The 20,522-nt window shown below is 67.3% G+C and carries 22 protein-coding genes; 8 read left to right on the forward strand and 14 right to left on the reverse strand.

Annotated elements, in window-relative coordinates:
- Positions 1 to 2 precede the first annotated feature (2 nt).
- The 3 genes from Q0O97_RS03180 to Q0O97_RS03190 all read right to left on the reverse strand — a co-directional run bounded on the left by Q0O97_RS03180 (position 3) and on the right by Q0O97_RS03190 (position 3,109).
- Positions 3 to 740 (reverse strand): glycosyl transferase, encoded by a 738-nt coding sequence (locus tag Q0O97_RS03180; protein ID WP_294924761.1) that lies wholly within the window; start codon positions 738 to 740, stop codon positions 3 to 5.
- A gap of 147 nt (positions 741 to 887) precedes the next feature.
- Positions 888 to 1,823, reverse strand: a complete 936-nt coding sequence (locus Q0O97_RS03185) for a glycosyltransferase family 2 protein (protein ID WP_294924764.1) — start codon at positions 1,821 to 1,823, stop codon at positions 888 to 890.
- A gap of 29 nt (positions 1,824 to 1,852) precedes the next feature.
- Positions 1,853 to 3,109 carry an MFS transporter gene (locus tag Q0O97_RS03190; protein WP_294924767.1) on the reverse strand — a complete coding sequence of 419 codons (1,257 nt, stop codon included), beginning with the start codon at positions 3,107 to 3,109 and terminating at the stop codon, positions 1,853 to 1,855.
- 146 nt (positions 3,110 to 3,255) lie between these two features.
- On the opposite strand from Q0O97_RS03190, the gene Q0O97_RS03195 reads away from it, so the two are divergent.
- Positions 3,256 to 3,843: a glutathione S-transferase family protein gene (locus Q0O97_RS03195; protein WP_294924839.1), complete on the forward strand. Its 588-nt coding sequence runs from the start codon at positions 3,256 to 3,258 to the stop codon at positions 3,841 to 3,843.
- Here Q0O97_RS03195 and Q0O97_RS03200 read toward each other — a convergent pair.
- The 5 genes from Q0O97_RS03200 to Q0O97_RS03220 all read right to left on the reverse strand — a co-directional run bounded on the left by Q0O97_RS03200 (position 3,840) and on the right by Q0O97_RS03220 (position 9,579).
- Positions 3,840 to 5,024 carry a TIGR03862 family flavoprotein gene (locus Q0O97_RS03200; RefSeq protein ID WP_294924770.1) on the reverse strand — a complete coding sequence of 395 codons (1,185 nt, stop codon included), beginning with the start codon at positions 5,022 to 5,024 and terminating at the stop codon, positions 3,840 to 3,842. The two genes, Q0O97_RS03195 and Q0O97_RS03200, sit on opposite strands and share 4 nt — an antisense overlap.
- Entirely contained in the window at positions 5,021 to 6,049 is a 1,029-nt protein-coding gene (holA, locus tag Q0O97_RS03205) for a DNA polymerase III subunit delta (protein ID WP_294924772.1), read from the reverse strand. The genes Q0O97_RS03200 and holA overlap by 4 nt, the downstream gene beginning before the upstream one ends.
- Positions 6,046 to 6,537 (reverse strand): LPS assembly lipoprotein LptE, encoded by a 492-nt coding sequence (gene lptE, locus Q0O97_RS03210; RefSeq protein ID WP_294924775.1) that lies wholly within the window; start codon positions 6,535 to 6,537, stop codon positions 6,046 to 6,048. Before lptE ends, holA begins: the two co-directional genes overlap by 4 nt.
- A complete protein-coding gene (leuS, locus tag Q0O97_RS03215; protein ID WP_294924778.1) occupies positions 6,524 to 9,058 on the reverse strand; it encodes a leucine--tRNA ligase in 2,535 nt (844 codons plus the stop codon). The genes lptE and leuS overlap by 14 nt, the downstream gene beginning before the upstream one ends.
- A 65-nt stretch (positions 9,059 to 9,123) precedes the next feature.
- A complete protein-coding gene (locus tag Q0O97_RS03220) occupies positions 9,124 to 9,579 on the reverse strand; it encodes a DUF3576 domain-containing protein (protein WP_294924780.1) in 456 nt (151 codons plus the stop codon).
- A gap of 300 nt (positions 9,580 to 9,879) precedes the next feature.
- Here Q0O97_RS03220 and Q0O97_RS03225 point away from each other — a divergent pair, with 300 nt between their 5' ends.
- Together Q0O97_RS03225 and Q0O97_RS03230 are read left to right on the forward strand one after the other, a co-directional pair.
- Positions 9,880 to 10,869: a porin gene (locus tag Q0O97_RS03225; RefSeq protein WP_294924783.1), complete on the forward strand. Its 990-nt coding sequence runs from the start codon at positions 9,880 to 9,882 to the stop codon at positions 10,867 to 10,869.
- A 67-nt stretch (positions 10,870 to 10,936) separates the two neighbouring features.
- Positions 10,937 to 11,590, forward strand: a complete 654-nt coding sequence (locus Q0O97_RS03230) for a YggS family pyridoxal phosphate-dependent enzyme (protein WP_294924786.1) — start codon at positions 10,937 to 10,939, stop codon at positions 11,588 to 11,590.
- Here Q0O97_RS03230 and Q0O97_RS03235 read toward each other — a convergent pair.
- Both Q0O97_RS03235 and ribA read right to left on the reverse strand, forming a co-directional pair.
- On the reverse strand, positions 11,581 to 12,111 hold the full coding sequence (locus Q0O97_RS03235; RefSeq protein ID WP_294924789.1) for a L,D-transpeptidase family protein: 531 nt from the start codon (positions 12,109 to 12,111) through the stop codon (positions 11,581 to 11,583). The genes Q0O97_RS03230 and Q0O97_RS03235 overlap by 10 nt on opposite strands.
- Positions 12,112 to 12,119: 8 nt before the next feature.
- The gene (ribA, locus tag Q0O97_RS03240; protein ID WP_294924792.1) at positions 12,120 to 13,181 is read right to left on the reverse strand and encodes a GTP cyclohydrolase II; all 1,062 of its coding nucleotides are present in this window, start codon (positions 13,179 to 13,181) and stop codon (positions 12,120 to 12,122) included.
- Positions 13,182 to 13,324: 143 nt separating this feature from the next.
- Between ribA and Q0O97_RS03245 the strand changes: the two genes are divergently transcribed.
- The 5 genes from Q0O97_RS03245 (at position 13,325) to Q0O97_RS03265 (ending at position 16,841) form a co-directional block, all read left to right on the forward strand.
- Positions 13,325 to 14,011 (forward strand): response regulator transcription factor, encoded by a 687-nt coding sequence (locus tag Q0O97_RS03245; protein WP_294924795.1) that lies wholly within the window; start codon positions 13,325 to 13,327, stop codon positions 14,009 to 14,011.
- A 223-nt stretch (positions 14,012 to 14,234) separates the two neighbouring features.
- Positions 14,235 to 15,026, forward strand: coding sequence for an exodeoxyribonuclease III (locus Q0O97_RS03250; protein ID WP_294924798.1), 792 nt, complete (start codon positions 14,235 to 14,237; stop codon positions 15,024 to 15,026).
- A 74-nt stretch (positions 15,027 to 15,100) separates the two neighbouring features.
- The gene (locus Q0O97_RS03255) at positions 15,101 to 16,012 is read left to right on the forward strand and encodes a co-chaperone YbbN (protein WP_294924801.1); all 912 of its coding nucleotides are present in this window, start codon (positions 15,101 to 15,103) and stop codon (positions 16,010 to 16,012) included.
- Positions 16,012 to 16,650 carry an LON peptidase substrate-binding domain-containing protein gene (locus Q0O97_RS03260; RefSeq protein WP_294924804.1) on the forward strand — a complete coding sequence of 213 codons (639 nt, stop codon included), beginning with the start codon at positions 16,012 to 16,014 and terminating at the stop codon, positions 16,648 to 16,650. Before Q0O97_RS03255 ends, Q0O97_RS03260 begins: the two co-directional genes overlap by 1 nt.
- A complete protein-coding gene (locus Q0O97_RS03265; RefSeq protein WP_294924807.1) occupies positions 16,647 to 16,841 on the forward strand; it encodes a Trm112 family protein in 195 nt (64 codons plus the stop codon). Before Q0O97_RS03260 ends, Q0O97_RS03265 begins: the two co-directional genes overlap by 4 nt.
- A 6-nt stretch (positions 16,842 to 16,847) precedes the next feature.
- Here the strand turns inward: Q0O97_RS03265 and argC are convergent, their stop codons facing one another.
- From argC to Q0O97_RS03285, 4 genes are all read right to left on the reverse strand, one after another.
- Positions 16,848 to 17,753: an N-acetyl-gamma-glutamyl-phosphate reductase gene (gene argC / locus Q0O97_RS03270; RefSeq protein ID WP_294924811.1), complete on the reverse strand. Its 906-nt coding sequence runs from the start codon at positions 17,751 to 17,753 to the stop codon at positions 16,848 to 16,850.
- Between the two features lie 49 nt (positions 17,754 to 17,802).
- Complete coding sequence (locus Q0O97_RS03275; RefSeq protein ID WP_294924841.1) at positions 17,803 to 18,138, reverse strand: DUF779 domain-containing protein; 336 nt, start codon at positions 18,136 to 18,138, stop codon at positions 17,803 to 17,805.
- Between the two features lie 54 nt (positions 18,139 to 18,192).
- A complete protein-coding gene (adh, locus tag Q0O97_RS03280) occupies positions 18,193 to 19,719 on the reverse strand; it encodes an aldehyde dehydrogenase (RefSeq protein ID WP_294924813.1) in 1,527 nt (508 codons plus the stop codon).
- A 283-nt stretch (positions 19,720 to 20,002) separates the two neighbouring features.
- Positions 20,003 to 20,491, reverse strand: coding sequence for a hypothetical protein (locus tag Q0O97_RS03285; protein ID WP_294924816.1), 489 nt, complete (start codon positions 20,489 to 20,491; stop codon positions 20,003 to 20,005).
- Between the last annotated feature and the right edge of the window lie 31 nt (positions 20,492 to 20,522).

Raw genomic sequence — 20,522 nt, forward strand, 5'->3', positions numbered from 1 at the left:
ATCTAGCGCCAAAGCTTATCGACCCAGGCGGCGGGCCGGACGCGGCGATACCATTTCCCGCTGCGCCCGGCGATGGCGTCATGGGGGTTGGGCTTGCCGTGGAAGGTGACGATCTTCGCGCCCTCGGGGATGCGTGCGGTGCCGAACCAGCCCAGCGGCCAGGGGATGCAATGGCGCTTGAAGCTGACGCACCAGCCCTGCGGCCAATAGCTGAGCTTGCCCTGCTTGTGGAAATAGTCGGTGACGAATTCCTGCTCGTTGCGGAAATCGGTCTGCGCGGATTGCAGGTTGTTTGCCAGATGCGCGATCAGGTCGGCGTGGCCCCCCGCCTCGAAGCGATAGGTCGAGGTGTTGCCGGTCGCGTCCTTCTTGTCCCATTCCTTGATGACGATGAACTCGCCCTCGACATCGAAGAAGGGATCGAGGCTGCCGGTGATGACGATATCGAGGTCCAGAAACAGCGTCGGCCCGTTCAGCCCGGCCAGGTCGGCGGCGAAGCTGGTGACCTTCAGCCAGCCATGCGCCCGCGTCCAGCCGCGTTGGGCGTCGAAATCCTCGATGCCGATCAGGGGCAGGGGATGGGTCTCGATCCCCTCGGGGATGCCGGTGGCGTCGTCGGTGAAGCAGACGAAGCGGAAGGGGCGCGAGATATTGCGCCGCACCATCGAATGCAGCTTGCCGACGTAATCGGGGCCGTATTTCGTGCCCCATTTGACGCAGATGATATTGACGGGGGTCATCCGTAAGGCCCTTTCGGCAAGGATATGCGGCGGTGCGGCTGCGGCGCGCCGTCAGGCGACGAACTTAGGCGCGGGTCCGCGGCAGGTCAACATATAGCCCACGCGCCGGGGGCGGGGCGGGCCGCTGCCCGGTTGCCCTGAGGCCGCTCATGCGCGGCCTAGCAGGACGGCGGCCCACAGGGCAAGCTGTTCCAGCCGCCCCTGACGGTGAAACCCGCCCCGGCGCAAGGCGGCGATGCGTTGGGGCAGGGGGTCTTGCAGCCGCGCGAAATCGTCCAGCACCCGGCGGTTTTCGGGCGTCAGGCGGTGGCGCGAGGGATGCAGGGCCAGCAGGTTCCGGCGGCTCCATCCGCGATGGGCGCCAAGGACCAGGCGCCCCGCCGCCGTCAGCCGCGCCCGCAGCCCGCGCGCGCCGCCCACCACATTCGCGCCGTGCTGGCGGTAAAGCACCGAAGGCCGAGGGTCGAAGATGACGCGGCCCCCTGCCCCGGTCACAAGCTGATAGATCCACCAGTCATGCATGACGACCGGCCCGGTTTCGGCATCTGCGGCGGCGGTCAGGCGAAAGGCGGCGGGGTTCAGCACCAGCGTATTGCCCCGCACGAGGTTCTGGACCAGCGCATGGCGAAAGGACGGCCCGCGCCGCGGCAGGGTCGAGACCGCCAGCGGCCGCAGCGCCTCGTCGCAGATGGTGACGCTGCTGCACCAGATCGCGGGACCGTCCAGCCCTGCCAGCGCGCGGGCGGCGCGTTCCAGCTTGTCCGGCAGCCAGACATCGTCCTGATCGCCAAAGGCCACGAGGCCCCCGTTTTCGGGAACCGCGCGCAGCAGGTGGCGGAAATTCGCGGCGGGACCCTGGCCGGGTCCGGTCAGCAGCAGCACCCTGCCTTGCGGGTGCGTCGCGGCGAAGCGGTCGATCAGGGCGCGGCTTTCGTCGGTCGAGCCGTCGTCGCTGGCCAGCAGGCGCCAGCCGTCCAGGCTTTGCGCGGCGATGCTGTCCAGTTGCGCGGGCAGGTATCGCGCGCCGTCGCGCACCGCCATCAGGATGGTCACGCGCTGATCGTGGCTGCCCGTGCCGGGCATGGCGCCTCTCCTTCCTGTCGTCCCCCGCCTCAGGCCGGGGTGGCGGCCAGCCCGGCGGGGCGTTCGCGGATCGGCAGGTGGATCAGCGCCGAGAAGGCGCCCACGCCCACGCCGACCCACCACACCAGCGTATAGTCGCCGTAGCTGTCGTAAAGCTTGCCGCCCAGCCAGACGCCCAGGAAGGACCCCACCTGGTGCGACAGGAACACGAAACCGTAAAGCGTCCCCATGTAGCGCAGCCCGTAGATATAGGCGACCAGCCCCGAGGTCAGCGGCACCGTCGCCAGCCACAGCGACCCCATCACCAGCGAGAAAACCACCACGCTGGCGGGCGTGATCGGCATCAGGATGAAGGCCGCGGCGGCGATGGTGCGCAGCGCATAGACGATCGCCAGCAGGTATTTGCGGCTGTAGCGGTTGCCCAGCCACCCCGCCCCGATCGAGCCTGCGATATTGGCCAGCCCGATCAGCGCGATGGCCACCGCCCCCAGCGCCGAGGTCGTCGATATGCCAAGCGAGGCCAGCAGCCCGTCGGATGCGATGGGTCCGCACATCTCGGTCACCATCGCCGGGAAATGGGCGGTGACGAAGGCAAGCTGGTAGCCGCAGGAAAAGAAGCCCGCGAAGATCATCAGATAGGACGGGTCGCGGAAGGCGCGGATCAGGGTGCGGCCCATCCCGTCTTCGAGCTGTGCGGGCGAAGCGGGCCTGCCGGGGCCAAGCATCGGCAGGAAAAGCATCATCGTCAGCGCCAGCCCTGCAAAGACCAGAAAGACGCTCTGCCAGCCCATGACGGCCAGCAGGCCCTGCGCCAGCGGCGCGCCGATCACCTGCCCCGCCGATCCGGCGGCGGTGGCGATGCCAAGGGCGAGGCTGCGGTTTTCGTCGCTGGCCGCGCGGCCCACGATGGCCAGGATCACGCCGAAGCCGCTGCCCGCGATGCCAAGCCCCACGGCGATTTCCCAGAACTGCATCGCGCCGGGCGTCGTCACGAAGGCGCTGATCGCCAGCCCTGCCGCATAAAGCAGAGAGCCGAGGATGATCGCCATCCGGTCGCCCCATTTTTCCGCCAGCGCGCCGAAGATCGGCTGGCCGATCCCCCAGGCGAGGTTCTGGATCGCGATGGCCAGCGAGAACTCGGCCCGCGCCCAGCCGTAATCCTGCGCGATGGGGATCTGGAACACGCCGAAGCTGGCGCGCAGCGAAAAGTTGATCAGCAGGATGATCGACCCGCCGATCAGGATCGGGGTGAACAGCGACGAATGCCGGGGGGATGTGACGGACAAGGCGGTCTCGGGGGAAAGGGGCGCGTAACGGCCAAGTCGTGCGGCTTTTGGCCGGTGTCGTCAAGGACGATTCGCCCCATCATGGCGGTTGCCGGGCCTTGTCCGCGCGGCTAGGATCGGCTGGTTGCCGCCAGGGATGGGACGTGATGTATCAGGTGATCGGAACCGCCCGCAGCCGCGCCCTGCGCGTGTTGTGGATGCTTGAGGAACTGGGCCAGCCCTATGATCATGTGGCCGAGAATCCGCGCTCGCCCGGCGTGGTGGCGCTGAATCCGGCGGGCAAGATCCCGATCCTGATCGTCGATGGCACGCCCATCCTGGATTCGACGGCGATCCTGACCTACCTGGCCGACCGCCACGGCGCGCTGACCCATCCGGCGGGAACGGTCGCGCGGGCGCGCCAGGACAGCCTGACCCAATTCCTGCTGGACGAATTCGACGCGGCGCTGTGGCTGGCCGCGCGCCACAGCTTTGTCCTGCCCGAGGAAATGCGCCTGGCCGCGATCAAGAACACCCTGCGCTGGGAATTCGAGCGCAGCCAGAAAACGCTGGTCCATCGCATGGCCGAGGGCGATTTCGTCATGGGCGACCGCATGACCGTGCCCGACATCATCCTTGCCGACTGCCTTGGCTGGGCGCTGAGGGCGAAATTCCCCATCGTCGAACACCGCCTGACGCAGTTCCTGGACCGGATGCGCGCCCGCCCCGCCTATCAGCGCGCGCTGAAGGCCTAGGACCGGCGGGCAGCCGCAGCGGCCTCGCGTCCCGCGCGGCGGCCAAGTGCCAGGCAGCCGGTCAGCAGATAGCCGCCGGTCGGGGCTTCCCAATCCAGCATCTCGCCGGTGGCGAAGGTGCCGGGCAGGGCGCGCAGTTCCAGCCCCTGCAAGGCATCCGCCGCGATCCCCCCGGCGGTCGAGATCGCGCGTTCCAGCCCCGCAGGCCCCGCGTGGCGCAGGGGCAAGGCCTTGGCCAGCCGGGCCAGCGCGGCGGGGTCCGCAGGCAGGGGGTGGCCCCATTCCATCAGCAGCGCCGCCCGGACGGGATCGCCAAGGACGCGGCGCAGGCGGTTGCCAAGCGATTGCTTTCGCGGGGTCTTGTCGAATTTCCGCGCAAGCTGGCCGTGGTCCAGGTCGGGGGCAAGGTCGATCAGCGCCGTGGTCCCGTCGCGGATCCGGGCGGCGATTTCATAGATGCCGCCGCCTTCGATCCCGGCGCGGGTCACGACCCATTCGCCCCGGCTGAGCCGGTCCCCGGCGTGGCCCCCCACCTTGATCGCCACGCCCTTGACCGCCGCGCCGAAATGGCGCTGCATCCGGGGCGACCAATCCACGCGAAAGCCCATGTTCGCGGGCCGCAGCGGCGCGATTTGCACCCCGCGCGCCGCCAGTTCGTCGACCCATGCGGCATCCGACCCCAAGCGTGGCCAACTTGCCCCGCCAAGCGCCAGCACGGTTGCGGCGGGGCGCAGCAGGGTGGGGCCTTCGGGCGTGTCGAAGCGCATCGCGCCGTCCTGCCAGCCCGTCCAGCGCCAGCGCGTGCGCAGCCCGACCCCCTGCGCCGCCAGCCGCGCCAGCCATGCGCGCAGCAGGGGCGAGGCCTTCATCCCCACCGGAAACACCCGCCCGGTCGAGCCTGTGAACAACGAAACCCCCAGCCCCTGCGCCCACTCGATCACTTGCGCGGGGCCGAAACCGGGGTCGATCAGCCCGGCGCAACTGCCGCTGAAATGGGCGTGAAACGCCGCGACGGGCTGGTCCTTGGTCAGGTTCAGGCCCGATTTTCCGGCCATCAGGAACTTGCGGGCGGGGGTCGGCATCGCCTCGGCCAGAATGACAGGCAGCCCGGCCTGCGCCAGTTCCTGCGCCGCCATCAGCCCCGCGGGACCGGCGCCGACGACCAGCGCGGGGGCCTTCACCTGCCCGCCCGTTTCATCATCGTCAGCCGCAGCAGCATGCGTTCCATCAGCGCCATCGCGGGCGCGCGGCTGGACGAGCGCAGCCGCAGGTCGGTGTCGATGATCTGGCGGATCGCGTCCTCCAGCGCCACGGTGCCCCAGCCCTGCGCCTGCCGGATCATGCGGTCGCGGCGCGGGCCAAAGACCGGCGGGCGCAGGCGCGCGACGCCCTGCGCGGGGCCGTCGGGGTGGCTGGCGGCAAGGTGCAGCGCGCGGAAATGGCGCAGCGTGGCGATACACAGCGCGACGGGCTGCGTGCCTTGCGCCTCGATCCGCCGCATCAGCGCCGCGAAGTCGCCCGCGCGCCCCTCGGCGACCGAGGCGATGAGGTCGTCCGTATCCGCCTCGATCGAGGCGGGCATGAGCGATTCGATTTCCCGAGGCGTCAGGGGGGTGTCGTCGCCGTGCTTGTAAAGCGCGATCTTTTCGATGGTCTGGCGAAAGTCGCCGGGGTCCAGCGCGCGCGACAGCGCCACAAGGTCGCGCATGGCGTCGCGGGGGACCTGGTGCAGCCCGGCGTCGGACAGCCAGCGGGTGATCTCGGTCTCGTCCGGCGGGTTGTCGTAGACCGGGGCGGCGACGGCGTCCTTGTGCCCCTCGAACAGCTTGCGCAGGGCGGATGACTTGGCCAGCCCGCCGCCCACGACGACGATCACCGCATCGCCGGGCGCCCATTCGTCCAGCGCGGCCTTGACGGCGGGGGCGGCGGCGTCGGGCGTGTCGTCGACCAGCACCACGCGCTGGCCGGGGAAGAAGCCCACCGCCTTGACCGCATCCAGCAGCATGGCCGGGTCCTTGCGCAGATCGGCGCCGGGGATGCGGGTCAGGCGCATTTCCTCGTCCGCGTTTTCGCCCACCAGCGCCTTGACCGCCTCGGCGCGCTTCAACGCGACGCGCATCGCGTCCTGGCCGTAGACCAGCAGGCCGGGCCGCGTCGGGTCGGGCCGCGCCAGGTAGCGCGCGATCTCGGCCCCCTTCAGGTTCACGTCGCCGTCCCGGCCGCGCCGTAAAGCCGCGTCACCACCTGATCGGCCAGCATCCGCGCCAGCCGGTCATGGGCGTCCTGTTCCGCCGACATGGTGGCGATGGTCGTCCCGGTCGTGGAGTAAGAGGTGAAGTTGTTCACCTGCCCCTGCGCCACCACCTGCCCGGTCGCGATCCGGGTCAGGGTAAAGTCGGCACTGCCGTTCAGCGCGTAGCGCGTGGTGATCTGGCGCGTGGTGATCGCCTGCGGCACGGTGGCAAGGCGCAGGTTGTAGGCCAGTTCGTAATCCTCGGCCTCGGGCGGGCCGAGCCGTTCGGTGATGCGGCGGACGAAGGCGAAATCCTCGATCGTGCGCGGATCGGCGGCGCGCACCTTGCCCTGCAGCCGCTGCCCCGGCCCGCCCGGCGCATGGACCGGGGTAAAGCCGCAGGCCGCAAGGCCAAGCGTGGCCGCGCCCGCCAGCAGGAATTTGCGTCTAGACCACGACATTGACGATACGCCCCGGCACCACGATCAGCTTCTTCACCGCCGATCCGTCCAGGAAACGCTGCACGGTTTCGTCGGCCATGACAAGCGCCTCGATCTCGTCCTTGGGCATGTCCTTGGGCAGGGTGATCTCGGCCCGGCGCTTGCCGTTGATCTGGATGGGCAGGGTCACGCTGTCGTCGGTCAGCATCGCGGGGTCCGCCTTGGGCCAGGGGGCATCGACGACCATGCCCTGACCGCCGGCCTTGTGCCAGACGTCTTCCGCCAGGTGCGGCACCATCGGCGCCATCAGTTGTGCGATGGTTCGCAGCGCCGCGCGCCGCGAATCGCCGCCTGCGGGGGATTTCGCCAGCACGTTGGCCAGTTCGTAGATCTTGGCCACGGCCTTGTTGAAGGCGAAACCCTCGATCGCCTGCGTCACCTCGGCGATGCCGCGATGCAGCGCGCGGGTCAGCGCGGGATCGTCGCCGCCCTCGGCGATCTGGTCGGCCTGACGCCAGAGGCGGGCAAGGAAGCGATGCGCGGCCTCGGCCCCCGAGGCGGTCCATTCGATGTCACGCTCGGGCGGGCTGTCGGACAGCATGAACCAGCGCGCGGTATCGGCGCCGAAGCCGGAGACGATATCGACCGGATCGACCACGTTCTTCTTGGATTTCGACATCTTGGCCGAGGGGATGACCGTAACCGCCGTGCCGTCGGCCAGCTTGCCGTCGGTGACATCCTCGGGCAGGTGATAGACAGGCCGCCCCCGGTCGTCGCGGGTCATGTAGATCTCATGCGTGACCATGCCCTGCGTGAACAGCGCGTCGAACGGCTCTCTTGCCTTTTCGGGCAGATGCCCCGTTCCGACCATCGCGCGGGCGAAGAAGCGCGAATAGAGCAGGTGCAGGATCGCATGTTCGATGCCGCCGATATACTGGTCCACGTTCATCCAGTAATCGGCATCCTCGGCCACGGTTGGCGTATCGGCATGGGGCGCGGTGAAGCGCGCGTAATACCATGAGGAATCGACGAAAGTGTCCATCGTGTCCGTCTCGCGCCGGGCTGCGCCGCCGCATTTCGGGCAGGGCACCTGCCGCCAGTTCGGATGCCGGTCCAGCGGGTTGCCGGGCTGGTCGAAGGTCACATCCTGGGGCAGCAGGACGGGCAGGTTTTCCTTGGCTTCGGGCACCGTGCCGCAGGCGTCGCAATGGACGACCGGGATCGGGCAGCCCCAATAGCGCTGCCGCGAAATGCCCCAGTCGCGCAGGCGGAACTTGGTCACGCCCTCGCCATAGCCGTGGGCCTCGGCGTGCGCGATGGCGGCGGCCACGGCTTCCTCGCCGGTCTGTTCGCGCGCGCCAGCGAAGCCGCGCACATAGGCCACGGTTTCCGATTTCAGCGGCACATAGGGCGCATCCGCCACCAGCGCGTCGGCCTGCGCCAGATCCATGCCCGGCTGCCCGAATGTCGCGCGAATCGGCAAGCCGTATTTCACCGCGAATTCGTGGTCGCGCTCGTCATGGGCAGGCGAACCGAAGATCGCGCCGGTGCCGTAATCCATCAGCACGAAATTCGCGATCCAGATGGGCAGTTCCCAAGCCGGATCAAGAGGATGGCGCACGCGCAGCCCGGTGTCATGGCCCAGCTTGGGCGCGGTCTCGATGGCCTCTTCGGTGGTGCCGATACGGCGGCATTCCTCGACAAAACCGGCGACGGCGGCGTCCCTCCCGGCCAGCGACTTGACCAGCGGATGATCCGGCGACAGCGCCACGAAGGACGCGCCCTTCAGCGTGTCGGGGCGGGTCGTATAAACCTCGATTTCCGGGAAATCGGGCAGATCGACCGTGGCAAACCGGAATTGCAGCCCGCGCGACTTGCCGATCCAGTTGGCCTGCATCAGCCGCACCTTTTCCGGCCAGCCCTTCAGCCCGTCCAGCGCGCTCAGCAGCTCGTCCGAGTAATCGCTGATGCGAAAGAACCACTGCGTCAACTCGCGCCGTTCGACCGGCGCGCCGGACCGCCAGCCCTTGCCGTCGATCACCTGTTCGTTCGCCAGCACGGTCATGTCCACCGGGTCCCAGTTCACCATCGCGGACTTGCGATAGATCAGCCCGGCCTCCAGGAAATCCAGGAACAGCGCCTGCTGCTGCGCCACGTAATCGTCGTCGCAGGTGGCGAACTCGCGGCTCCAGTCGATGGACAGGCCAAGCGGCTTCAACTGCTCGCGCATCGTCGCGATATTGGCATAGGTCCAGTCGCGCGGATGGCCGCCCTGTTCCATCGCGGCGTTTTCCGCCGGCATGCCGAAGGCGTCCCAGCCCATCGGATGCAGCACCGAAAACCCCTGCGCGCGTTTATAGCGCGCCACCACGTCGCCCATCGTGTAGTTGCGCACATGCCCCATGTGGATGCGGCCCGACGGATAGGGGAACATCTCGAGGACGTAATACTTGGGCCGCGCATCGCGGGTCGCGCGATAGGTGTCGGCGGCTGACCATGCAGCTTGCCAATGCGCTTCGCTTTTCGCGGGATCATAGGACATGGGGGCCTCCGGGCGTCAGACGTGCCCGCAGGGTTTATACGCGCCCCGCCCTCAGGTCCAGAGACCTACAGGTTCCCGTCGCGCACCCGCATCTGGCGCGCGCGGGTCAGGATCGCATCCTCGACCGCGCGGACGGTATCGGCGGCGACAGCGCTGCCCCCCGCCCCTTCCAGCGAAACCTTCAGCGAGCGTGCGTCCAGCGCCGGATCGGTGACCATGACCGTCGCGCGATAGGACCGCCCCCCACCCGGAGGCGTGCCGTAGCCGGTCACGATCACCCCGGTGAACGGATCGACCGTCTGGATGGGCAGGAAGTTCAGCACCTCGAGGCTGGCGTTCCACAGGTAGCGGTTGACCGCGACGGCGTTGTTGGGGTTCTGCCGGTTGGAAAACAGGTCCCAGATCGTCGATTCCCGCTGCTGCGGGGCGCCTGCGGCCTGTTGCGTCTGCCCGCCGCCGCAGGCGGCAAGACCCGCGACCATCATCAGGGTAAAGGTCAGCCTGGCTGCGCGTCTGGTCATCTGAAATCCCCCGGAACGTTCCTGCGCGAAGCCATAGCGCAATTCGGCCCCGTGCCACAAGGGATGAAGCCGTCCTGCGCGCCGGGCCGCGCAGGATGGCGGGGCGGCGCGCGGGCCGCATCTTTCAATGATCCGGGTGGCTTGGCCGACTGTGGCGCTTGTGCATCACAAAAGGCGCTAAACTTTTTAGGGCCCCCCGATTTCGTTGCAATGAGGGGGGGAACAGGCGACATACGACGCATGACCCCAGCCAGTGTCGCGCCGGATGGGGCAGAGATGAGAGAGATAAGAGGGAAAACCATGAAAAAGGTTCTTTTCGCTACCAGCGCCCTGGTCATGTCGGCCGGTTTCGCTGTTGCAGAAGTCGCAGTTTCCGGCGACGCCCGCATGGGTATGTTCTATGACGGCGACGACGTTCAGTTCTCCAGCCGCGCCCGCGTTCTGTTCACCCTGACGGGTGAGTCGGATGCCGGTCTGTCCTTCGGCGCATCGTTCCGCGCCGATCAGGAAAACTACAACGGTGATACCCGCCGCTCGGCCGCTCGCGGTAGCGCAGGCGTTGTCTGGGTTTCGGGCACCTACGGCAAACTGTCGATGGGCGATCCGGTCGGCGCCGCCGAAGCCGCCATCGGCGACCTCTATGCAGTCGGCTACACCGACGGCACCTTTGTCCGTGACCGCGAAGAAATCAACTTCCTGGTTGGCGACGGCAACAACAAAGACCAAGGCCCGACGATCCTGTATGAATACAGCATCGACAACATCAGCTTCTTCGCATCGGCAACCGACGGCGTTGACACCAGCTATGGCAGCCTGACCGAAGGCGATGACTGCCCGGACGCCCTCGACTGCTCGTCGGATAAAGTCGCCTACTCGTTGGCCGTCAAATACGACGCTGGCAACTGGAACGCCGCTCTGTCCTACTCGGATCATGACGAGTACTCGGAAATCGGCCTGGGTGCAGAGGCAACCTTCGACGCATTCAGCGTCAAAGGTATCTACATGGACTATGACTTCGACGGCACCGGCGAGTATCTGTCCAACACCATCGGTCTGGCTGGCGCCTACAACGTCGATGCATGGACCATCAAAGGCTTCTGGCGTCAGGACAAGTTGAAAACTACCGTTAGCAGCGACAGCCTGAAACTGGACGCTTTCGGTATCGGTGCTGACTACGACCTGGGCGGCGGTGCAACGCTGGCCGGCGGTATCGCCAACTACGACTACATCGAAGGCGGCGTCAAAACCGACGACACCGTTGCTGACCTCGGTGTGAAGTTCAAGTTCTGATCCAATCGGAACATCGGACTGGAAGAGCGGGCCTTGCGCCCGCTCTTTTCTTTTGGAATCTGGGGTCATGGCACTGAACGACATCATCACCCGAATCCACGCGGCTGAATCCGCCGCTGGCCGCGCGCCGGGCAGCACGACCCTGATCGCCGTCAGCAAGGTCCAGCCCCCCGCGCGAATCACCGCCGTTCTGGACGCAGGCCACCGCGTCTTTGGCGAGAATTACGTGCAAGAGGCCGCAGGCAAATGGCCCGAATGGCGTGAACGCTATCCGGGCGTCGAACTGCACATGCTTGGCCCGCTGCAAACCAACAAGCTGAAACCCGCGCTGGACCTGTTCGACGCGATCCACACGCTGGACCGCCCTTCGCTTGCGCAAAAGCTGGCGCGGCAGGTGCAGGCGCGCGGGTCCTGTCCGCAGCTTTTCGTGCAGGTGAACACGGGGGCCGAGCCGCAAAAGGCCGGAACCCTGCCCGCCGACGCGGACGGCTTCATCGCCGATTGCCGCGCGCTGGACCTGACCCTGACGGGGCTGATGTGCATCCCGCCCGATGGCCAGGACCCCGCGCCGCATTTCGCCATGCTGCGCGAGATCGCCGGGCGCAACGGGTTGCAGGCCCTGTCGATGGGGATGAGCGCGGATTTCGAAACCGCCATCGCCTTTGGTGCCACCCATGTCCGCGTCGGCAGCGCGATCTTTGGCGCGCGCGATTACACCTGATGCGCGACCGCGCCCCGGCGCGCGGCGAATCGCTCCATACCGGGCGGCACGATCAGCCGCGCGCCCGGCTGGGTCCGCCCCGCCAGCCAGCGCAGATCGCCCCGCGACATGGCGATGCACCCCGCCGTCGGATAGCCCGGCCTGCGCCATTGATGCAAAAAGATCGCGGACCCCTTGCCCGGCTGCGCAAGGGGCCAGTTCCAGTCGGTCAGCAGGATCAGGTCGTAAAGCGGATCGGCGCGGCGCAGCGCCTCGTGGCTGGCCGTCAGGGGCGCGCGGGCGTGGTGGTTGTAGCTGGCGTGCCCCGATTCGTCGCACCACAGGTCACCCGGCAGGATCGCCTGCGCCCAGGGGGCGGGGCAGGCGATGCGGTCGGGCCGGTAGAGCATGCCCGTGATCCGATGCACCCCTGCGGGCGTCGCCCCGTCGCCTTCGCGCTTGGCCGTGGTCACGCCGCCGCGCCCGACCGAACAGGGCAGGACGCGCCCCGCGAAGGCCAGCCCGCGCGGGGTCAGCCGCATCGCGTCCCTCACAGCAGATGCCCCGACTTCGCGGCCTTGACCGCCAGATAGCCCTGGTTGAAGCGGTTGGGCGGGACGATCAGCGGCACCCGCGCCGCGACGCGGATGCCGTGGCCTTCCAGCATGGCGACCTTGCGCGGGTTGTTCGTCATCAGCCGCACCGCGCCGAACCCCATCCGCCGCAGGATGCCCGCGCCGATGCGAAAGTCGCGCTCATCATCCTCGAACCCCAGCCGGTGGTTGGCCTCGACCGTGTCGAAGCCCTGGTTTTGCAGGGCATAGGCGCGCATCTTGTTGGCCAGCCCGATGCCTCGGCCCTCTTGGTTGAGGTAAAGCAGCACCCCCCGCCCCTCGGTCCCCATCGCGTTCAGCGCGGCATGCAGTTGCGGCCCGCAGTCGCATTTCAGGCTGCCCAGGACATCGCCCGTGAAACAGGCCGAGTGCAGCCGCGTCAGGACCGGCGCATCGCGGGGCGGGTCGCCGATCTCGACCGCGTAATGTTCAGCCGCGCCGTCGTCGGGGCGGAAGATATGCAGGCGCGAGTTCTCGGCCGACAGCAGCGGCAGGCGCGCGGCGGCGACATCGGCCATCGCGGCCTCGGTCGCAAGCTGGGCAAGGGCGGGGCCGGGGGCAAGCCGGGTCAGGCCGGGCGGGGGCGTGTCGATGGGCACGACCAGCACGGCGGGCAGAAGCTGCGCCGATTTCGCCAGCCCGATCGCCGCGCGATGGGCCGAGACATCCCCGCCCCGCGCCGATTGCAGCGGGCCTTTCATCGGTGTCATCAGATCGCCCGACGGATCGGCCAGCGCCCGCATCCAGCCCGGATCGGCCCCCTCGGGCACCACGATCCGCGCCAGGTCGCCGTCGTAGACCCGCGCCTTCAACGTCGCTGCGCGCCAGTCGGTGATCGCCAGCACCGCCTGCCCCGCGGCCTGCATGGCGCGCGCGCGTTCAGGGGCAAGGGTTTCCACCGCCGCCGCCAGGTGGTCGCCGATCACCACGGGCAGGCCCATCCGCATGTCGGTTCGGGCGCGGGATATGGTCTCGGACAGGGTCGGGATCAGGGTCATGGCGGGTCCGGGCGTTCGCAGATGTGAAACAATTTGAAACATTCCGGCCCCTTCCGACAACTGTGCGTGAGAAAACGCGCAAGCTGCTGGACCTTCGGGCCGGTGCCTCGCAGGTTTCCGACAATGAAACACAGGAGGCAAGCATGGCAGGCCTGAAAAAGATACTTCTGGTCGATGATGAGGACGATCTGCGCGAGGCGCTGGCCGAACAACTGGTCGCGACCGAGGATTTCGACGTTTTCGAGGCCGCAAACGGCGCCGAGGCGGTCGAGCGGTCCAAGGGCGCGATCTTCGACCTGGTGATCCTGGATGTCGGGCTGCCCGACACCGATGGGCGCGAACTGTGCAAGCGGCTGCGCAAGCAGGGCGTGAAATGCCCGATCATCATGCTGACCGGCCACGACACGGATGCCGACACCATCCTGGGTCTGGACGCCGGAGCGAATGATTACATTACCAAGCCGTTCAAGTTCCCGGTCCTTCTGGCCCGGCTTCGCGCGCAGTTGCGGACCCATGAACAGTCCGAGGACGCGATCTTCCAGCTTGGGCCGTATACGTTCAAGCCTTCCATGAAGATGCTGATCGACCAGAAAGAGCGCAAGATCCGGCTGACGGAAAAAGAGACGAACATCCTCAAGTTCCTCTATCGCGCGTCCGACAGCGTCGTTCCGCGCGACGTGTTGCTGCACGAGGTCTGGGGCTATAACGCCGGCGTGACCACCCACACGCTGGAAACCCACATCTACCGCCTGCGCCAGAAGATCGAGCCGGATCCCTCGAACGCGCGGCTGCTGGTGACCGAAAGCGGCGGATATCGGCTGGTTTCCTGACCGCGCGGATTTGACGGGAACCCTTCGCGGATGCAAGGGTTGATGACCAAGCTGCCAGGATAACGCGACAAGAATGGTAGCGGATTGCCGGTCTACTGGCCGGTTCTCGACTCTCTCTCTCGGCAGGTCCCGGCGATTTCGCCGGGGCCTGTTTCCTTCGTGGGGCGGCGCTCGACAGTCCGGCGCACCGGCGCTACTGTCCGCCCGAAGAAGGAGCCAGCCCATGTTCACCCTAGCCACCTGGAACATCAACTCGGTCCGCCTGCGCGAGGGGCTGGTCGCCCGGCTGCTGCGCGAAGAGGCCCCCGACATCCTTTGCCTTCAGGAATGCAAAAGCCCGGTGGACAAGATCCCGGTCGAGCAGTTCAAGGCGCTTGGCTATACCCACATGGTCGCGCGCGGGCAAAAGGGCTACAACGGCGTCGCCATCCTGTCGCGCATCCCCATCGAGGACGCGGGCGACCGCGACTATGCAAGCCTGGGCCATGCGCGCCATGTCGCGGCGCGGCTGCCCTCGGGGCTGGTCGTCCACAATTTCTACGTTCCCGCGGGCGGCGACATTCCCGACCGAGAGCAGAACGTGAAATTCGGGCAGAAGCTGGATTTCCTGACCGAGATGCGCGACGCCTTCCACGCCGACAATCCGCGAAACTCGATCATGGTGGGCGATCTGAACATCGCCCCGCGCGAAGACGACGTCTGGAACCACAAGGCGCTTTTGAAGATCGTCAGCCACACGCCCATCGAGGTCGAGCATCTGGGCGCCACGCAGGACGCCGGCAAATGGGTCGACATCACGCGCAAGGACATCCCCGAGGGCCTGCTTTATTCGTGGTGGAGCTATCGCGCCCGCGATTGGGACGCTGCCGACAAGGGGCGCAGGCTGGACCACATCTGGGCCACGCCCGACATCGCCAACGCGGGCCACGCCAGCCGGATCCTGCGGCCCGTGCGCGGCTGGGAAAAGCCAAGCGATCACGTCCCGGTCCTGGCCGCCTTCGACCTGGAACCGTGACCTCGCCCTTGGCGCCGGGCGGGGCCGCCCTATATTCCCTTGAAACCCTTTGACGAACACGGAACCCCAACATCATGCTGCTGACGGATTCACCCCAGGAACAGCCGAATACCTCGGATTTCATCAAGGACGTGTCCGAGGCCGACTTCATGAAGGAAGTCGTCGAGACCTCGATGCAAAAGCCGGTGATCGTCGATTTCTGGGCACCGTGGTGCGGGCCGTGCAAGACCCTCGGCCCCCAGCTTGAAGCCGAGGTCGCCCGCCACAAGGGCCGCGTCGTCATGGCCAAGGTCAACGTCGATGAAAACCAGATGCTGGCCGGGCAGTTGCGGGTGCAGTCGATCCCGACCGTCTTCGCCTTTTTCCAGGGCCAGCCGGTCGATGCCTTCCAGGGGCAGGTCCCGCCCAGCCAGATCAGGCAATTCGTCGAAAAGCTGGCCCAGCTTGGCGGCGACGACGGCGGGCTGGCCGACGCCCTTGCCGCGGCCGAGGCGATGCTGGACGAAGGCGCCCATGACGACGCGGCCGAAACCTTCGCCGCCATCCTGGACGAAGAACCCGAGAACGCCGCCGCATGGGGCGGGCTGATCCGCGCGCGCCTGGCCGGGGGCGATCTGGACGGGGCCGAGGCCGATCTTTCCCGCGTCCCCGAAGCCGTCCAGCAGGCCGCCCCGGTCGAGGCCGCCCGCGCCCAGTTGCAGCTTGCGCGGCAGGCCGCTTCTGCCGGGCCGCTGGACGACCTGCGCATCCGCGTCGAAACCGATCCTGCCGATCAGCAGGCCCGCCTGGATTACGCGACCGCGCTGCATGCGGCGGGCGAGATCGAACAGGCCATCGACCAGCTTCTGGAAGCCTTCCGCCGCGACCGCGAATGGAACGACGGCGCGGCCAAGGCGCAACTGCTGACGATCTTCGATTCGCTCAAGCCCACGGATTCGCTTGGGCAGAAGGGGCGGCGCAGGCTGTCCTCGCTGATCTTTTCGTAATGGCGCGCCGCTTCGATCTGCCGCAGACGCTTGCGCTGTTTCCGCTGTCGGACGTGGTGCTGATGCCCCGCGCCCGCCTGCCGTTCCAGATATTTGAGCCGCGCTATCTGCAAATGATCGAGGACAGCCTGCGCAGCCCGCACCGCCTGATCGGGCTGATCCAGCCCCAGCAGGGCGGGCTGGACGACCTGGCGCAGATCGGTTCCGCCGGGCGGATCGTTGGGTTTTCGGAAAGCGACGACGGGCGCTATATGATCACCCTGCGCGCCATATCGCGCTTTCGCCTGACCGAGGTGCAGGACGGCTTCACCCCCTACCTTCAGGGCGACGTGGATTGGTCGGGCTTTTCGCGCGACACGATCAACGATCCCGAAAAGGACGAAGGCTTCAACCGCCCGGCCCTGCTGGCGCAACTGCGCCGCTATGTCGACCTGCATGATCTGTCGACCGACTGGGACGCCGCGGAAACCGTGGACGACGAGATGCTGATCAACTCGCTTTCCATGCTGCTGCCCTTCGAGGCCGAGGAAAAGCAGGCCCTTCTGGAATCAGGCACCCTGACCGCCCGCCGCAAGCTGCTGGAAGGGCTGATCGAATACGACCTGCGCAGCGGCGACAACGAGGAAATCATCCAATGACCGACACCCCCGCGCGCGGCTTCGACCGCCACATGCTGGAAGCCCTCGTCTGCCCGGTCAGCCATGCCACGCTGTCCTATGACGCGGGGCGGCAGGAACTGGTCTCCAAGGCGGCGGGGCTGGCCTTCCCGATCCGCGACGGCATCCCGATCATGCTGATCGGCGAGGCGCGCCAGATCAAGGCGGACTGAAGGGGGCTAAAGCCCCGCCGCCTCATCCGTGCCCAGCATCAGGTTCAGGTTCTGCACCGCCGCGCCCGAGGCCCCCTTGCCCAGGTTGTCCAGCACCGCGACCAGCACCGCACAGCCGTTGTCCTGATCCCCGTGGACGGAAATCTCAAGCCGGTTGGTGCCGTTCAGCGCGGTCGGCACGACGCGCGCCTGCGCCTCGACGACGCTGACGAAACGCTGGTCCCGGTAATGGGCAGCCAGCGCGTCGCGCAGCCCGTCCAGCGTCCGCCCGTTCAGGTGCAGCGGGACCTGCACCGCCATCCCTTGCGCGAAATTCCCCACCGAGGGCGCAAAGACCGGCCGCACCCGCAAGCCGGCGTATTTCACGATCTCGGGCAGGTGCTTGTGGTTCTGCGACAGGGCATAGACGAAGGAATCGGGCGCCTCGCCCCGCTCATACTGGCCGATCAGCTCCTTGCCGCCGCCGGTATAGCCGGAGACGGCATTGATCGACAAAGCCTCGTCCGCGGCGATCAGGCCCGCCTCGACCAGCGGCGCCAGCAGGGCGATCGCGCCGGTGGAATAGCAGCCCGGATTGGACAGCAGCCGCGCCCCCGCGATGCGCGCGCGGGCATCCCCGTTCAACTCGGCAAAACCAAAGACCCAGCCGGGGTCCACCCGATGCGCGGTCGAGGCGTCGATGAAGCGCACGTCCAGCCCCTGCGCCAGCGCCACCGCCTCGCGCGCGGCGGCATCGGGCAGGCACAGGATCGCGACATCGGCGCTTGCGAAAGCCTCGCGCCGCGCATCGGCATCCTTGCGCCGCGCCGGGTCGATCTGGATCAACTCGATATCGTCGCGCGGGGCCAGGCGCTCGCGGATCTGCAACCCCGTCGTGCCGGCCTCGCCGTCGATGAATACCTTATGTGCCATGCGCGCCTCATCTGTTATGCACCCTCTCTAGCCTGCCCGGCGCGCCAGTTCAAACCTCGCAGATCTCGGATCGCGTCAGAAAACGCCGCTCGCGCCCGTTGTCCAGGCTGAACATGCCGCCCCGCCCCGCCACGACGTCGATGATCAGGCGGGTATGCTTCCAGGCCTCGTATTGCGGACCCGAGATGTAGAACGGCATCCCCCCGATCTCGCCCAGAAGCACGTCGTGATCGCCGATCCTGAACTCGCCCCGAGGATAGCACATGGGCGAGGACCCGTCGCAGCACCCGCCCGACTGATGAAACAGCACCGGCCCGTGATCCGCGACGATCTCGGCCAGGAACTCCAGCGCGGCCGGTGTGGCGCCGACCTTCCCTTTCTTCATCATCCAAAATACCCCCGCCGGAGGCGGCGGCCCCGCAAGGGGCCGCTTCCCTTGTCAGAAGAAACCCAGTTTCTTCGGCGAATAGCTGACCAGCATGTTCTTGGTCTGCTGATAATGGTCCAGCATCATCTTGTGCGTCTCGCGCCCGATGCCCGACTGCTTGTAGCCGCCGAAGGCCGCATGCGCGGGATAGGCGTGATAGCAATTCGTCCAGACCCGCCCCGCCTTGATGCCGCGCCCCATGCGATAACAGGTATTGGCATCGCGCGACCACACCCCGGCGCCAAGGCCATAGAGCGTGTCATTGGCGATCTCCAGCGCCTCGGCCTCGTCCTTGAAGGTGGTGACGGACACCACCGGGCCGAAGATTTCCTCCTGGAAGATGCGCATCCTGTTGTCGCCGCGGAAGATCGTCGGCTGGATGTAATGGCCGCCCGACAATTCGCCGCCCAGGTCGGCCTCGGCGCCGCCGGTCAGCACCTCGGCGCCCTCTTTCCTGCCGATATCCAGATAGGACAGGATCTTTTCCTTCTGCTCGCTTGACGCCTGCGCGCCCAGCATGGTGGCCGCGTCTCGCGGATCGCCCTGCCGGATCGCCTCGACGCGCTTGACGGCGCGCTCCATGAAACGGTCATAGATGGATTCCTGGATCAGCACGCGCGAGGGGCAGGTGCAGACCTCGCCCTGGTTCAGCGCGAACATGCTGAACCCTTCCAGCGCCTTGTCCAGGAAATCGTCGTCCTCGCGCGCGACGTCGGCAAAGAAGATGTTGGGCGACTTGCCGCCCAGTTCCAGCGTGACGGGGATCAGGTTCTCGCTGGCATATTGCATGATCAGCCGCCCGGTCGAGGTCTCGCCGGTGAAGGCGATCTTGGCGATGCGCGGGCTGGATGCCAGCGGTTTCCCGGCCTCAAGCCCGAAACCGTTGACGATGTTCAGCACGCCCGGCGGCAGCAGGTCGCCCACGATGCCCGCCCAGACCATGATGCTGGCGGGCGTCTGCTCGGCGGGTTTCAGCACCACGCAGTTCCCGGCGGCCAGCGCCGGGGCCAGCTTCCAGCAGGCCATCAGCAGCGGGAAGTTCCAGGGGATGATCTGGCCGACCACGCCAAGCGGCTCGTGGAAGTGATAGGCCACGGTGTCGCTGTCGATCTGGCTGATCGAGCCTTCCTGAGACCGCAGCACACCCGCGAAATAGCGGAAATGGTCGATCGCCAGCGGCACGTCGGCGGCCACGGTCTCGCGGATGGGCTTGCCGTTGTCCCAGGTTTCGGCGGCGGCCAGCAGGTCCAGGTTGGCCTCCATTCGGTCGGCGATCCTCAGCAGGATATTGCCGCGTTCCTGCGGGCTGGTGGCGCCCCATCTGTCCTTGGCGGCATGGGCGGCGTCCAGCGCGGCCTCGATGTCCTCGGCGCCCGAGCGGGCGACCTCGCCCACCTCGGCCCCGGTGATGGGCGTCGTGTTGGTGAAGTAGCGCCCCGCCTTGGGCGCGGCCCATTCGCCGCCGATATAGTTGTCGTATCGCTTGGCGAAGGGGGTGGTGTTCACGCCCTTGAACTCATGCGTCTGGTCGTTCGGCATTTCTTCCTCCCATCTCGACCGGCTTTCCGGGCCGGGTGATTCGTCTGCAATGGTGATGCCTGTCCCGTTCCGTCCGGTCCCCCGTCCGCCTGGCTCCTGTCCGTCCGGTTCGCCCGCCTGTTTCGGTCAAAGGGCCGTGCGGCCGGCCTTCACGTCATGCCGCGGGTCATGGGGTTGGCCCGTTGCCGGCAAGGCGATGGTCGGGCAAGGCGTCCTCCTCTCTCCTTGCTCGATTGGCGAAGTATCCCGCAGGGCGGGGATTCGGGCAAGCCCGGCGGTGCGCTTACCTGACCGACAGGCTCAGCACCGTGATCGCATCCGGTTTCGGGGTGCAGGTCAGCAGGATGCCCCATCGTTCGGGGTGAAGCGGCTGGCCCCCTATCCAGCCTGCGAAAAGCGGCCAGTTCAGCCCTCCCCCCGGTTCCGGTTCGGGGCGCAGAATCGGCAGCTCATCCGCGACCAGCGCGGCGGCCAGGCCGTGCGGCCGGATGGCGTCCTCGGGGGTCATCCGGCCCGGAATGTCGCTGACCGCGCAACCCCGGCTGTCACGGCTGACAGTCAGGCGGCCAAGCGGATCGGCGTGCAGCATTTCCCGCGGGGTCAGCGGAATCGGCACCAGCGGCCCCGGCAGGCCGGGCGCCTGGCTGTCTTGCGCTATCGGCAGGCACCATGTCCTGAAAAGCGCGATAGCCCTTGCCGCGCGGTCGGATGCGACATGGGTTGCGCTGGCCAGAAACCAGCCGAGGGGCAGGCCGGCCGGCACCGCCAGCATGGCCATCGCCCTGCGGCGGGTCCACCCCGGC

Source organism: uncultured Paracoccus sp., from assembly GCF_945915435.1.
Lineage (GTDB): Bacteria > Pseudomonadota > Alphaproteobacteria > Rhodobacterales > Rhodobacteraceae > Paracoccus.